At 69.6% G+C, this 13,621-nt stretch carries 14 protein-coding genes and 1 riboswitch; of the genes, 5 read left to right on the top strand and 9 right to left on the bottom strand.

The window, feature by feature from the left end:
• Positions 1-38: 38 nt before the first annotated feature.
• On the bottom strand, positions 39-1,022 hold the full coding sequence (locus DTA22_RS24215) for an alpha/beta hydrolase (RefSeq protein WP_245973359.1): 984 nt from the start codon (positions 1,020-1,022) through the stop codon (positions 39-41).
• Positions 1,023-1,168: 146 nt separating this feature from the next.
• A complete protein-coding gene (locus tag DTA22_RS24210) occupies positions 1,169-3,487 on the bottom strand; it encodes a helicase-associated domain-containing protein (RefSeq protein ID WP_112301157.1) in 2,319 nt (772 codons plus the stop codon).
• Between the two features lie 60 nt (positions 3,488-3,547).
• Here DTA22_RS24210 and DTA22_RS24205 point away from each other — a divergent pair, with 60 nt between their 5' ends.
• Positions 3,548-3,736 carry a hypothetical protein gene (locus DTA22_RS24205; RefSeq protein WP_025431899.1) on the top strand — a complete coding sequence of 63 codons (189 nt, stop codon included), beginning with the start codon at positions 3,548-3,550 and terminating at the stop codon, positions 3,734-3,736.
• A 67-nt stretch (positions 3,737-3,803) separates the two neighbouring features.
• Here the strand turns inward: DTA22_RS24205 and DTA22_RS24200 are convergent, their stop codons facing one another.
• The 3 genes from DTA22_RS24200 to DTA22_RS24190 all read right to left on the bottom strand — a co-directional run bounded on the left by DTA22_RS24200 (position 3,804) and on the right by DTA22_RS24190 (position 5,489).
• The gene (locus DTA22_RS24200; RefSeq protein ID WP_037234566.1) at positions 3,804-4,385 is read right to left on the bottom strand and encodes a transglycosylase family protein; all 582 of its coding nucleotides are present in this window, start codon (positions 4,383-4,385) and stop codon (positions 3,804-3,806) included.
• 8 nt (positions 4,386-4,393) lie between these two features.
• Positions 4,394-4,607, bottom strand: a riboswitch (cyclic di-AMP (ydaO/yuaA leader).
• Positions 4,608-4,841: 234 nt separating this feature from the next.
• Positions 4,842-5,219, bottom strand: coding sequence for a YccF domain-containing protein (locus tag DTA22_RS24195; RefSeq protein ID WP_005244158.1), 378 nt, complete (start codon positions 5,217-5,219; stop codon positions 4,842-4,844).
• 30 nt (positions 5,220-5,249) lie between these two features.
• Positions 5,250-5,489 carry a hypothetical protein gene (locus DTA22_RS24190; protein ID WP_037234564.1) on the bottom strand — a complete coding sequence of 80 codons (240 nt, stop codon included), beginning with the start codon at positions 5,487-5,489 and terminating at the stop codon, positions 5,250-5,252.
• A 153-nt stretch (positions 5,490-5,642) separates the two neighbouring features.
• On the opposite strand from DTA22_RS24190, the gene DTA22_RS24185 reads away from it, so the two are divergent.
• Entirely contained in the window at positions 5,643-6,053 is a 411-nt protein-coding gene (locus DTA22_RS24185) for a cold-shock protein (protein ID WP_005255275.1), read from the top strand.
• 61 nt (positions 6,054-6,114) lie between these two features.
• Here the strand turns inward: DTA22_RS24185 and DTA22_RS24180 are convergent, their stop codons facing one another.
• From DTA22_RS24180 to DTA22_RS24170, 3 genes are all read right to left on the bottom strand, one after another.
• The gene (locus DTA22_RS24180; protein WP_112301156.1) at positions 6,115-6,600 is read right to left on the bottom strand and encodes a DUF2771 domain-containing protein; all 486 of its coding nucleotides are present in this window, start codon (positions 6,598-6,600) and stop codon (positions 6,115-6,117) included.
• 6 nt (positions 6,601-6,606) lie between these two features.
• Positions 6,607-8,277, bottom strand: coding sequence for an MFS transporter (locus DTA22_RS24175; RefSeq protein WP_112301155.1), 1,671 nt, complete (start codon positions 8,275-8,277; stop codon positions 6,607-6,609).
• Between the two features lie 71 nt (positions 8,278-8,348).
• Positions 8,349-9,143, bottom strand: a complete 795-nt coding sequence (locus tag DTA22_RS24170) for a glutaminyl-peptide cyclotransferase (RefSeq protein ID WP_112301154.1) — start codon at positions 9,141-9,143, stop codon at positions 8,349-8,351.
• Between the two features lie 38 nt (positions 9,144-9,181).
• On the opposite strand from DTA22_RS24170, the gene DTA22_RS24165 reads away from it, so the two are divergent.
• The 3 genes from DTA22_RS24165 to DTA22_RS24150 all read left to right on the top strand — a co-directional run bounded on the left by DTA22_RS24165 (position 9,182) and on the right by DTA22_RS24150 (position 13,315).
• Entirely contained in the window at positions 9,182-10,027 is an 846-nt protein-coding gene (locus tag DTA22_RS24165; RefSeq protein ID WP_112301153.1) for a DUF3027 domain-containing protein, read from the top strand.
• Between the two features lie 176 nt (positions 10,028-10,203).
• Positions 10,204-12,771, top strand: a complete 2,568-nt coding sequence (locus tag DTA22_RS24155; RefSeq protein ID WP_112301152.1) for an ATP-binding protein — start codon at positions 10,204-10,206, stop codon at positions 12,769-12,771.
• A complete protein-coding gene (locus DTA22_RS24150) occupies positions 12,761-13,315 on the top strand; it encodes a phosphatase PAP2 family protein (RefSeq protein WP_037234549.1) in 555 nt (184 codons plus the stop codon). Before DTA22_RS24155 ends, DTA22_RS24150 begins: the two co-directional genes overlap by 11 nt.
• Here DTA22_RS24150 and DTA22_RS24145 read toward each other — a convergent pair.
• A complete protein-coding gene (locus tag DTA22_RS24145) occupies positions 13,312-13,560 on the bottom strand; it encodes a DUF2530 domain-containing protein (RefSeq protein ID WP_009478020.1) in 249 nt (82 codons plus the stop codon). The genes DTA22_RS24150 and DTA22_RS24145 overlap by 4 nt on opposite strands.
• Positions 13,561-13,621 lie beyond the last annotated feature (61 nt).

Below are 13,621 nucleotides of genomic sequence, written 5' to 3'. Positions count from 1 at the left end.
CGGACGTTAATAAGTACTCACGGGGCCGGAGGCCACGGTCAGGCGCCGATCGACGCCTTCATCATCGGCAGCATGGCCCACAGCTGGTCCTGCCAGTATCCCCAGCTGTGGGTTCCCGTCGCCGGAAAGTCGTAGTGCGCGGGAATGCCGAGGGTGTCGAGCCGCACCTGGAACGCACGGTTCTGGGCCAGCGCGATGGCCTCGAGGCCCATGCCGGTTCCGACGTTGAACACGTCGATGGCTGATTGCGGCTGATCGTGCGGGCCCGGGAGGCCGGCGCCCGCCGAGATCCACATCGGTAGTCCGCGCAGCAGCGGCGCGGCGACGAACGGATCGTTGCGGAGCCACGCCGGATCCCACGGCGGACCCCACATGCAGTCGGAGTTGTAGCCGCCGGAGTCGAGCATCGCCACCCGGATCGCCTCACGCATGCCCGGCGCCGACAGGTTCAGGTACCCCGACATCGAGCCGGCGAACGTGAACTGGTCGCGGTGGTAGGCGGCGAGGATCAACGCCGCGTTGCCGCCCATCGACAGTCCGGCGATGGCGTTGCTGGTGCGGCTGATGCCGTAGTTGTTCGCCAGGAAGTCGGGCAGGTTCTGGGTGAGGAACGACTCCCACTTGTAGGTGTACGGCTGACCGTTGGTGTTGCTGGGCGCGTACCAGTCCGTATAGAAGCTGGACTGCCCGCCGACCGGTTCGACCACGGTGATCCCGTGATCGGACAGCCACGCGGCGTTGGTCTCGTGCTCCCACCCGCTGACGTCGTTGGTCGCGCGGAGGCCGTCGAGGAGGTACAGGGCCTTGTTGCTGCCGTTGTTCGCGAGCCACATGCGTACCTTGATCTGCCCGACCCCGCCGGGGGCGTCGACCCAGTGCTCGCGCAGACGGCTGTACGGGTCGGCGGACGCCGTTCCGCCGCCGACGAGGACGAACGCCAGCGGCAGGATCACCACGGCAACCATCAGCCGGACGACGCTTCGTAACCAACCATGTGACGGCTTCGTTGCAGTGACAATCACGGTTCTGCCTCCTGGTAATCGTCCCCGGCCAGGTACATACCAGCATCACGGTATTGCGCGCCCCGGAATTCCTCGGCGTTTGCGCAGAATCGTTATCTGACCCGTGAGTACTTGTTAACCGCCCGTGGTTAACAAGTACTCACGGGTCAGACGACGCGGGCGACCGACGTGATGCGGTGGAGCGTGAACCGCCGGACCGCGCCGCTCGCCGGGTCGAACGCGTCGAGCTGACCGCCGCCGACGCTCACGGGATCGACGATGCGGTGCGTCGCCACACCCTGCGCGTCGACGTACCCGATGGTCACGCTGGTGCGTTCCCGCGCCGCCGCGTTGAGCAGGGCGATGGTCGCGGCGCTGCTGGCGCGCGACCCGTCGGACCGGATGCTGCCGGAACCCTTGGCCGACGCGGCCAGGTCGCCTGCGCGGAGAGTTCGGACGACCGCGTCGAGCTGGGCATCCGTGGCGACGGCCGGGGTGCGGCCGGCGGGAGCCTTGCGCCGGGTCAGGACCCGGGCGCCGCGGGGACGCAGGTCGACCAGCGCGCCGGACGAGTCCTCGCCTGCGGGCGCGAAACCGGCAGCCCGCAGTTCGCCCAGTACTTCCCGCAGCGGTGCCTGCGACACCGCGACCGTCGGAGCCAACGCGCGCAGGGCCAAAGATGCAGCGACCGGCGACGCCAGGACTTCCGCGAGCAGCGTGGGGTCCTCGCAGCGGACGAAGGACGCCGCGACCCCCGCCCGGAGCCGGCCGTGCCGTCTCGCGACGTCGTCGATCAGATACGACAGCGACTGCGGAACGGGTGTGCGCGACCGGGTGGCGAACAGGCTGTGCAGTTCGGCTGCCGTCATCCCGACGTCGAGGGCGCGCCGGACGCTGTCTTCGCTGATCCGGTACATCGACGCCGCACCGGCGGATTCGATGTCCGCGACCAGGGTGATCTGCTCGAGCAGCTCCGGTGTCAGCGGTCCGGGGGCGACGACGGTGAGGTCGGCCTGGACGAGGACGTGGTCGACGGGTTCGGGCAGCGACGCGTGCATCTCGGCCTCGGCGTCGCCGCCGTGGAGCAGTGCGCGTCCGGGTGAGCTGAGTGCCCCGCGGGCGACGAGTCCGAGCGTCGCGGCCTCGTCGAGGGTGCGATCCACCGCGTGGACCCGCAGCCGGGCACCCCAGCGGGGGCGACGCCACGCCAGCAGTCGGCTGACCTCGGCGGGATCCGCCGAGTGTCCGCTGCCCAGCTCCGCCAGCAATCCGAGGATCGCCTGCCGGTCGCGCGGCGCGGACGGCGCGCGCACTTCCTCGGACAGCGCGGCGACCGGTTTGTCGTTGGCGTCGCGCATGCCGATGAACCACGCCATGCGCGGCAGCTCCAGCCACGCCGCGGCCAGAGCGTGCCACCGCCGGGCGACCGGCGCCGTGAGCCAGTTGTCGACCGCGGTGGTCGGGGCCCAGTAGTTCTCCCCGCTGTCGGTCGTCGGGGCCGGGTCCGGGGTGCCGCTCGCGATCAGTCCCGCGGCCGAGAGAAGTTCGACGAGCAGGCTCAGCCTGTTCTCGTCGATGCCGGACGTCTTGGCGATCCGCCGCAGTTCGCGGACACCGAGACCACCCGCCCGCAGCGCGGGCGCCGGGACCTCGCCGAGAGCTTTGACAACGTCCTCGCAGTGGCGAACCAGTTCGAGCGCTTCACCTGCCGCGGCGGCATTGATATCGGCCGGCTTGTGCTTGCGGCCGGTCACGGTGGGAGGGGCCAGCGAGGTGGGGTCGAAGACGGCCTCCCCGCGCAGGACCTGCCGCACCTGATAGGGCAGTTCGACGGTTTCCTCGTCGATCCACCGCAGCAGCCCGGCGGCGAGGAGCCGCTGCACGGGACGGTCGGGGGGTGTTCCGGGGGCCGCGTCCCGGGTCCGTCCGATCGAACTCGACTTCGACAGCGTTTCGAGGATGTCCCGCTCGACGCTCTGCAGGCCGGCCAGCGCGGCCGTGATCCCGGGTTCGTCGAGCGTCTCGACGGGTTCGGCGCTGCGCCCGACCCGCCACGGGATGGTGGCCACGACAGCGGGCACGATGCGCAGCGACGTCTTGTCACCCCAGACGATCCCCACGGACCGCAGGCCGTCCAGCGTGGCGTCGACGGTCTTCTTCGTCGCCCGCGACCCCACCGCGTCCTGCAGGGTGGCCCGCGGCACGGCGACCTCGTCGGCCCGTTCGAGCGCCAGGAGTTCGAGGATGCCGAAGTCCAGCGACGTCAGGTTGTCGGCCGCGCGGGCCACCGATGCCCGCTGTTCGGCGCGGCCGGCGAGGACGACGATCGTGGCCGGCGGTGGGACCGCCAGGTCGGGGCGCTTGCGGAGCAGATCCGTCAGTTCGGCGTCGCTGCGCGCGGCCAGCCAATCCGCGAGGGTCGCGGCGCCGCGGGGGGAGGCAGCGGTGCCGTTGGTGCTCGCGGTGGCGTCGTCGGTGTCGGTCATCGACTATCAGATTAGAGACCTGGGCTGTACGTCGCCGAACGCTCCTGTCAAAATGGCACCGTGGCTAACAATTCGAAGAAGCAGTACGTGGATCCAGGGTGGCCCGAAACCGCCGATGGAGATAGCGCCGTGACCGAACTGTCGTCGAGCCGTGCGGGCGGATTGTCCCCGTTCGGCGAGGACACCGAGTTCCCGCTGCCGGCGGACTCGCTGCCCTACGCGCATCCGCACACCGTGATCAACCGCTGACCCGACGACAGAAGAGGGGCCCTGCACCGGATCGGTGCAGGGCCCCTCTTCTGTGAATTGCGGGGGATTACTGCGGGAGCAGTCCCTTGTTCGCGTCGATGAGCTGCAGGATCTGGGGATCGATCGCGATGCCCTGAGCCTTGACGGCCTCGATCGCGTTGTCGACGACACCGGCGTACTGCGAGGTGCCGTTGGTGCTGGGGACGCCGCCCGTGAGGTCGGGGAGTGCCGGCGCCGCGGGGGCCTCGGGCACGGTGGCGGGGGCGTTGCGCTGGGTGGGTGCGCTGCTCAGGCCGAGGCTCGAGGAGCAGGACGGCCATGCGCCCCAACCCTGGGAGTCGAGGACCTTCTCGGCGACGACGATCTGCTCTTCACGCGAGGCCTGGTTGGCGGTGGCGGCGTACTGGGTTCCACCGTGTGCGTTCCAGGTGCTCGGGGAGAACTGGAGTCCGCCCTGGAAGCCGTTTCCGGTGTTGATGCCCCAGTTTCCGCCGGACTCGCACTGCGCGAGGCGGTCCCAGTCGGAGTCGGGTGCCGCGTTCGCGGTGCCCGAGAAGGCTGCTCCGGCGACGCCCATGATGGCGCCGGTGACGGCGACCTTGGCGACGGTGCGGCCGGTGGTGGTGGGCTTGCGATGGCGTCCGCTCATAGTGGTCGAGATCCTCTCCACACGCGCCTGCGAGGTCAGCTGTCGGGTTCGGGCTGAGAGGTCGCCCGGCCTCGCCTCTCCTGGCTGGAGAGGGTCTGGCTTCACCCCAAGATCCGAGTGTGCGAGGCACATTCGGACCGGTGTCCGTCTGAGAACTTGCGTTCCCTGGAGGACTTTGGGTCCCCCGTCCTCGTCCCTGGAATGCTTCGTCGGGACTCCGGTACCCGCGGGACGAGGCTTGGCGCGGCGGGCCGGATGTGGCCGATGTTTCCTCGGCCGGTGACGACGGTAACGGGCCGAGGCCGCAGTGTCACCATTTGATAACGCGGAGTGTCTTCGCCTGTTGCGGGGCCTCATTGAACGCGCAGAGACTCTTCCCAGCTAGTGGGGACAAGTCGTGCGTATCGCCGAGCCGTTGCCCTTCCGTTACCGGGCCGTTATGTGAGGAAGCTCACATCACTGGGGAGCGTCGACGATGTCCTTGCCGAGGGGCATCAGCGAGATGGGAATCATCTTGAGATTCGCGACCGCGAGCGGGATCCCGATGATCGTGATCGCCATGGCGATTGCCGTCACGACGTGCCCGATCGCGAGCCACAGACCAGCGATGACGAACCAGATGACGTTACCGATCAGCGAGGCCACACCGGCCGTCGGCTTGTCGACCACGGTCTTCCCGAACGGCCACAGTGCGTAGACGCCGACTCGGAACGACGCGATGCCGAACGGGATCGTGATGATCAGGATGCAGCAGAGGATTCCCGCGACGAAATACCCCAGCGCCAGCCACAGACCGCCGAAGATCAGCCAGATGATGTTGAGCAGAATTCTCATGATCGTCCCATCGGTCGGTGGTCGGGTGTGTCAGCGCGAGCGTCTGCCCTGCCTCAGTGCCGCGACGATTCCGAGGAGGAATCCGATCGGGCACGCGAGGGCGACGAGATAGAGAACGAGGCCCGGTTCGGAATCGGAGAGCACCGGGGTCAGGAAGATCGCCACGATCGCGACGAAGCCGATCGCGAAGAAGGCGAGCGCGACGCGCAGTAGTCCGTCGCCCCTCCGGGGCGTGTGAGGAGTGCTCGAAGGAGTCGATTCGTGGGCCACACCAGCAACGATAGTGCCTGGAAACCCGAATGCCGGAGGGGGTGTCTGCAAGGTAGACTGTGGGCACTGCGCGTCCCGCACCAGAGGTGGGGCGCGCTGTTTTGCATACCAAGTGCAACCAACTGCACTCCAAGTGATGAGCGGGTGAACGCGGTGCCGACCGGCAAGGTGAAGTGGTACGACGTCGAAAAGGGCTTCGGCTTTCTGTCGCAGGAGGAGGGGGAGGACGTCTATGTGCGTTCGTCCGCTCTTCCCGAGGGCGTCGAGGGCCTCAAGGCCGGCCAGCGTGTCGAGTTCGGCATGGCCGCCGGTCGACGCGGACCCCAGGCGCTGAGCCTGAAGGTGCTCGACCCGGCGCCGTCGCTGCGTCAGAACGCCGCGCGTAAGGAACCGTCCGCCAAGAAGCACACGCCGGACGAACTCCACGGCATGGTCGAGGACATGATCACGCTGCTCGAGGCGAAGGTCCAACCCGACCTGCGCAAGGGCAAGTACCCGGACCGCAAGACCGCCCAGCGCATCTCCGAGGTGGTCCGCGCCGTCGCGCGCGAGCTCGACAGCTGATTCGACCGACGAACAAAGGCCCCGCGCTTCGGCGCGGGGCCTTTATTCGTGAGGGGTCGTTCTAGGCGGTCTTGATCGACCAGGCGGCCCGCGCCTGCGTGAGCCCCTGCTCGTCGATGACGGCGGACGGCAGCTGGATCTCGACGCCCGCCAGCTGCAGGTCCTCCGAGGACGGCACGGTCACGGCGCGGGTCTCACCGGCGCGGTGAGCCTGTTCCTGGACGATGACCTGTCCCGACGCGTCCAGGTAGACGACGAGCATGCGCCACGGCGCCTCGACGATCTCCTGCGGCAACGACAGCTGCAGCGCGGATCCGGGCGGCACGTCGAGTTCGGCGAGGTCTCCGGTTGTGCAGTCCTCGAGATACAGGTTGCAATACGCCAGCGGGGGGACCTGCTCGGCCCGGTTGTGCGCGAAGGCCGTGATCTCGGGCAGGCGGGGCGAGGAGTTGCGGACGAGTGCGTACAGGACTCCGACGAAGGCCACCAGGACCACCATCAGCCCCACTGCAATCAGTGCCAGGATCTTCTTGGTTCGCGCCTGCATTCTCACTTACTTCACATTTCCTGTCGATCGGTCGGCCCGGTGGGTCGAGTGGGGCTCGGTCACTTCTTGTTCGGCCAGGTCGGGACGTTTTCCGCCGAGCCCGGGCAAGAGGGTGCTCCCGCGGTAGGTGAGGACGGTCTGGACGAGCCCGATGGTCATGACGGCAGAGACCACGGAGAATCCGATCCAGTATTCGGTGGGCAGGAGGACGCCCAGCGCGCCGCCCACCACCCAGCTCAGCTGTAGGACCGTCTCCGATCTGCCGAATCCGGACGCGATCGATTCCTCGGGCAGGTCGTGCTGCAGCGACGCGTCGAGCGACACCTTGGCCAGGGCGCTGGCTGCCGACGCGACGAGGGTTGCCAGGGCGGCGGTCAGCAGGTTGTCGGTGATCGCGGCGAGGACGGCGATGATCCACACGGCACCCGTACAGCGCAGCACGATGAGGGCGGGGCGGCCGAGCTTGATCCGGGCGCCTGCGGCGTTGCCGGCGAAGTTGCCGATGCCTGCGGCGGCGCCGACCAGGCCGAGCATGGCGGCCTGCACGAGCGGCTCGTGGTCGGTTCTCGACTTCGCGACGAACGCGATGTACAGCGTGAGGAACCCGGTGAGCACGCGGATGGTGCTGTTTCCCCACAACCCGGTGATGACCGCGCGGCCGAGCGGTTGCCTGCGTTTACCGGATTTCGCGGTGGCAGGCGCCTCGGGCTGCAGCACCCGGGTGCGTCCCAAGACCTCGGTCGGGTGTTCGTCGCCGTGGTACGTGAGGGTGGCGGGGACCTCACCCTCGGTGACCTCGACCCACGACGGGATCCGCATGCTGAGGTATGCGCCGAGTGCAGTGATGACGGCCGCCAGCCACAACGCGCCGACGGACCCGGTGGCCATGGCGAGACCACCAGCGAGGGCGCCGGCGCCGATGGTTCCGCCGAGAAGTCCGAACACGGTGAGCCGGGAGTTGACCCGCACCAGATCGATCTCCGGTGGCAGCACACGTGGTGTGACCGCACTCTTGAGCACCGAGAAGGACTTGCTGAGCACCATCATTCCGAGGGCGGCCGGATACAGCACCCAGCTGTCGAAGTTGAAGACGAGAACGATCGCCAGGATCGTCCGGAGGCCGAACGACGTGGCCAGTGCGACGCGTCGGCCGTGCTGGAGCCGGTCGAGCATCGGACCGATCAGCGGAGCGATGACGGCGAACGGGGCGATGGTGATCAGAAGGTACAGCGCGACCTTCGTCTTGTCCTCGCCCGTCGCGGCCGAGAAGAAGAGGGTGTTCGCCAGGGCGACGGCGATGGCCGCGTCGGTGGCGTTGTTGGCCATCACCGCATAGGTGAGCGCGGTCAGACCCGACTTGTCCGCACCGTCCGCCTTGGCCGCGCGATGGAACGTCGCGATGCCCTTGTTGGTCAGTTCCCGGCTGCGCATCGCCGCGACCCGGGTGACGGTGAGTTTGCGCGGCATCGGCGGCGCCTTGGGGGCGTCGGCCCGCTCCTCGTCGGAACGGGGACGCTGCCCGCCGCCGACCGGATGGAGGGGTGGGAGCGGTGTGCGTCGACCTCCCGAGCGTGCGGCCGGCGGGTATTTGTCGTAGCCGGGATGAACGGGGGGCCCGGAATTCTCGTCAGGAGCCCGACCGCCGTCAGGCTCGTAGGGTTCGCGCGGTCCGGTCACTCCCTAATTCTGTCCTAGTCGGGAGACATGCGACCACAGCAACCCCGGCCAATGCTGGTCAGATCGGCCTGTCAGGGAACGAACCGCACCTCGAACATGCGCGGCCAGTACTTTCCGGTGACGAGGAAGCGGTCCGTTCCCGGGATCTGCGCGATGCCGTTGAGGACGTCGACGTCCCGCGGGCCCGGCGGAAGCGCGTCGCGGAGGGCCGAGGCGTCGACCTCCGCGGTGACCCGCCCGTCCGAGGGATCGATGCGGACGAAGGTGTCGGTGGTCCAGACGTTCGCATAGATCGCGCCGTCGTCCGCGCATTCGAGTTCGTTGAGGCGGGACAGGGGGCTTCCGTCGTGCACTGCCTGCACGGTGCGCCGGGGTTCGAACGTGACCGGGTCGCGGAACGTGAGGGTGGGTGAGCCGTCACTGGTGACGAGGGCGTCGGGCAACGCGCAGATGCCCCACCCTTCGCCGTCGAACGGGACCCGCCGCTGTTCGGCGAGTGTCGCGCGATCCCGGGCGACGGCCACCCCGTCGCGCCACGTCAGCTGCCAGACCGTGTCGCCGTTCACCGTGATGCCCTCGCCGAACAGGGGCGACGGCAGGTCCGCGCGCGCCCGGACGGTGCCGCTGTCGAGGTCGGTGGCCTGCACCCAGGACTCACCGGGGCGACCGGTGCCCTCGAACAATTCGGTGCCGTCGATCTCGAGTCCCTGGGTGAACGCATTCGGGGCGTGGTCGAGGGTGCGGAGGATCTCCACGCGAAGGTCCGCGCCGGACGCGCCCGCCGCCACGGGACTCTGCGGGGAGCACGCGGTGACCATCCACGCCACCGCGAGCAGGGCTGGGACGAGGTGCCTCCGGCCGGTCATCGGACCAGCATGACAGCCCAGGTGGGCACGCACTTGCGGTGGTGCGGCAAACTGGTGGTGTGAGTGTTGCTTCTTCCGACGAGCGCGCAGTGGCGCGTCCCGTACTGACCGACGCCGTCGAGCTCGCCCGAACCGCCTTGGTCCAACTGCAGGAAGGGGGAGTCGGCGACTACCTGGGCGTCACGTCCGAGGACGCGTGCGCCGCGACTCACCGTTTCGTTGCGGACCTTCCGGGCTACCGGGGCTGGCAGTGGGCGGTGGTGGTGGCTGCCGATCCCGAAGCGGACCACGCCACCGTCAGCGAGCTCGCCCTCCTCCCCGGACCCGATGCGCTGGTCGCACCCGAGTGGATTCCGTGGGATCAGCGCATTCGCCCCGGCGACCTGTCCGCGGGCGACCTGCTGGCACCGCCGGCCGGGGACCCCCGCCTCGTCCCCGGCTATGTGGCGACGGGTGACCCCGAGATCGACGAGGCCGCCCTCGAACTCGGCCTGGGTCGCAAGCAGGTGATGAGCCTCGAGGGTCGCGTCGACGCTGCCGAGCGCTGGCACGACGGCGACTACGGCCCCGATTCCGAGATGGCCAAGGCCGCGCCGTCGACGTGTGGGCTGTGCGGCTTCTACCTCCCGCTCGCCGGTTCGCTGCACGCGTCGTTCGGGGTGTGCGGCAACGAGATGGCCGCCGACGGGCACGTGGTCGACGCCACCTACGGTTGCGGCGCCCACTCCGACACCCTGCTGCCCTCGGGTGCCGGTTCGCCGCAATTCGCCGCCTACGACGACGGGGCCGTCGAGATGATCGAGCGGGCCGTCGCCGAGACGGAGAACGAGCCCGAAGCCGCTGCCGAGGTCACCGAGGCCGAGGAATCCGCATCGACCAGCTAGCCGATCCTTTCGGCACCGCCGCCCTGAGGGATTCGACGCTTCTGGCGTGGCGAACGTCCCCGACCCGTCTGCGGGAGGATGCGGCGGCCGAATCCGATCTGGCGCGCGCCGGCTACCGTGACCGGCTCCTCACCGAGCTGGCTCAGAATGCGGCCGACGCCGCCGCCCGCGCCGAAGTGCCCGGCGAGCTGTCCGTGCAACTCGACGGACGTGTCCTGAGCGTGTCCAACACGGGCACCCCGCTGGACGAGCCGGGAGTCCAGGCGCTGGTCGCGTTGCGGGCGTCGAACAAGTCCGGGACGACCGTCGGCCGGTACGGCGTCGGTTTCACGGCGGTGCTGTCGGTGAGCGACGAGGTCGAACTGCGGTCGACGTCCGGTTCGGTGCTGTTCTCCGGGGAACGGACGAGGTCGGAACTCCGGGAACTCGACGGTGCGGACCCGGGAGCGGACGTGCCCGCCCTGCGGCTGGCGTGGCCGACGGAGAACCGCCCGGCCGCAGGCGCGGCGTCGGAAGTCGTGTTGACGCTGCGCGAGGACGTGGACGGTGAGTCGATGCTCGCCTACATGGCCCGCGAGGCGCCCGACCTTCTGCTCGAACTGCCGGCACTCGTCTCGATCACCGTGGGCGACAAGCAGTTCCGTCGCCGCGAACGACCACTCGATTCCGGGTTGACCGAGGTCGCGATCGGCGACGACCGCTGGTGGCAGTACGAGTCCGGGCGCGCACGGTGGCTCGTCCCGGTCCGTGACGGCGTCGTCTCACCCGTGACGGAGGACGTCCTGCGCGCGCCCACCCGGTCGGACGAGGAACTGTCGATACCCGCGATCCTCGTCGCGGACATCGCCATGCAACCCGACCGCAGGCGCATCCTGCCCGGCGCCGCGATCGCCGAGTTGGCGTCCGGATACGCCGAGTTCGTGGCCGCCGTGCCGCCCGAGCAGCGACTGTCGCTGGTTCCCGTTCCCGCATTCGCACGCAGCGAGGTGGACTCGGCGTTGCGCGACCACCTCGTCACCGAACTCCGCGAGCAGCCCTGGCTGCCGACCGTCGGCGGCACGAACAAGGCCCCGACTCGGGCGTCGGTGGTCCCCGGGCTCACCGAGGAACTCGCCGAACTCCTCGCCGAGATCGTCGACGGCCTGGTCGTCCCGGATCTGTCCGGGCCGCGCTGGGCACCCGCGCTGGCCGCCGTCGACGCCCACCGCCTCGGCCTGGCCCGCCTCACCGAACTTCTCAGCGGCATCGAACGGGCACCGTCCTGGTGGCAGCGCCTGTATGCGGCGCTCGAACCGCTGGCTGTCGACGCCCTCGCGGCGGAGGAGCTGGCGTCGATCCCGGTTCCGCTGTCCGACGGACGCACGGTGACCGGTCCGCGAACGGTGTTGCTGGGGCACGACATCGACGGTGTCCTGGGGGTCGACTGGACGCGGCTCGTCCACCCGGATGCCGCGCACCCGCTGCTGTCGAGGCTCGGCGCGAAGACCGCCACGGCCGTCGACCTGCTCTCGGATCCGGCGTTGCGGGCCGAGATCGAGGACCTCGACCCCGACGACGCGGCGGCGGCCGAAGAACTGTCGACCGCGGTGCTGGCACTCGCCGGGCGCGTCGACCCCGGCACACTGCCGTCGTGGCTCGGACAGCTGCCCCTCCCGGATGTCGACGGGGAGTTGCGGGGCGCGGACGAATTGCTTTTGCCCGGAGCGCCTCTCGCCGAGGTCCTGGTCGACGACTCACCGTTCACGGGCGTGGACGCCGCGTTCGCCGAGCGGGTGGGGGAGGACGCCCTCCGCGCGGTGGGCGTCGGCTGGGGCTTCACCGTGCTGCGCGCCGAACTCCCCACCGGCCCCGACCACGACCTCGACGACGAGGACCGCTGGTGGGACACGCTCGACGACGACCCCGACGAGATCGGGGCCGTGCGCGACCTGGATCTGGTGGACGAGGACCGCTGGCCCCAGGCACTCACGATGCTGGCCCGGGACCCGTCGACGCGTCCGCTGCTCGCCGACCGCGCCGGGTACACGGCCTGGTGGCTCCGTCACAACGCGGAGGTGGACGGTCAGGTGCTCGGTCTGCTCCGCGATCCCGCCGACGAGACGTTCGCCGGACTGCTCGACCCCGTCGAGCACCCGGAGTCCGCCGTGTTCGCGGCGGCCCTGGCGCCGTCGACGGTCGACTCTCCCGAACTGGCACAGCTACTCCTGGATCGACTGGCCGATCCGGATCGCGAACCGAGCCCGGCGGTGATCGCCCGGGCGCACAGCCTGCTCGCCGCGGCCGCGGCCGCGCATTTTCTCGACCTCGAGGAAATTCACCTGCCCGAACACGTGCGCGGCCTGACGGGCGCACTCGTCGACCCCGGCGACGCCCTGGTGCTGGACGCACCGTGGCTGGCCGCCGCGGTGCCGCGCGAGCGCCTGGTGGTCGGGAGCCTGGGCACCGCCGAGGCTCTCGCCGATCTGCTCGACCTCCCCCTCGCGTCCGCGGCGATCCGTGGCACCGTCACCGGCTCCGGCCGTGCATCGTCGTGGGATCGCGAACCCGCCGCGGTGCTCGCCTTCGCCGCACTGGGCCGCGACCTGCCGCACGGTCCCGTCGTCGTCCATCCCCGGCTCACGGTGAAGCTCACGGGCGCGGTCGACACCGAGATCGCGGTCCCGTGGTGGGTGGACGAGCAGGGGACCACCCATTGCTCCGAGTCGTGGGCCGAAGGCACGTGGGGCGCCGCCGGTGTCGTTTGACCAGAGCGTTCTCGACAGTGCCGTCGGGGACCGCACACCGTGGTTGATCGACGTCGTCACCGTCGTCACGCACAGCGGCGGAACGGTCGCGGCCTGGATCGTGTCCACCGTCCTGACGATCGCCCTCCTGCTCCAGGACCGTCGGCGCGAAGCCGTCCTCGTGGCCGGCGCGATGCTGTCGGGTCTGGCCGTGATGACCACGCTCAAGAATCTGTTCGAGCGGCAGCGCCCGCCACTGCCGGATCGGCTGGTGGAGATCTCGTCGTTCTCGTTCCCGTCCGGTCACGCGATGATGACCGCGATCCTCGCGAGCGTTCTCGTCGCCGTGACCCTCCGGGTCGTGCTGGTGGGGCACGTCCGGATCGCGCTGGTCTTCCTGCTGGTGCTGTACACGCTGGCAGTGGGGCTGTCGCGCGTCTACCTCGCCGCGCACTGGATGACCGACGTCCTCGCCGGGTGGGCGTTCGGTGTGCTGTGGGCGGCGTTCTGGATCCTGCTGACCCGCACCCGGCCCCGCCGCGCCCTGACCTCCAGCGAGATCTAGAGTAGTCCCTGCTGTGCCCCGCGGCTGCCGCGCCGGGCCGCCCGCCGCTGCAACGCGAACAGTCCGTAGCCGAGGAATCCGACGACGACCCCCGCTATACACGTCGGAAGCGCATCCGACCACCGGTCGCCCGTGACGATCACCACGACGATCGCGACCGCCCACGCCAGCGTTCCCAGTATCAGCGCAGGTCGCGGGTCGGCGAGGCGCTGAGTGAGGGGTGGGCGATCTGCGGATTCGTTCACCGAATGAACGCTACCCTCGCCGTGGTGCCCTAATCTCCAAGGGCGACGCGCGACTTCTGGC

Source organism: Rhodococcus wratislaviensis (assembly GCF_900455735.1).
Taxonomy (GTDB): Bacteria; Actinomycetota; Actinomycetes; order Mycobacteriales; family Mycobacteriaceae; genus Rhodococcus_F; species Rhodococcus_F wratislaviensis.
This window is presented reverse-complemented; position numbering and strand designations above follow the sequence as displayed.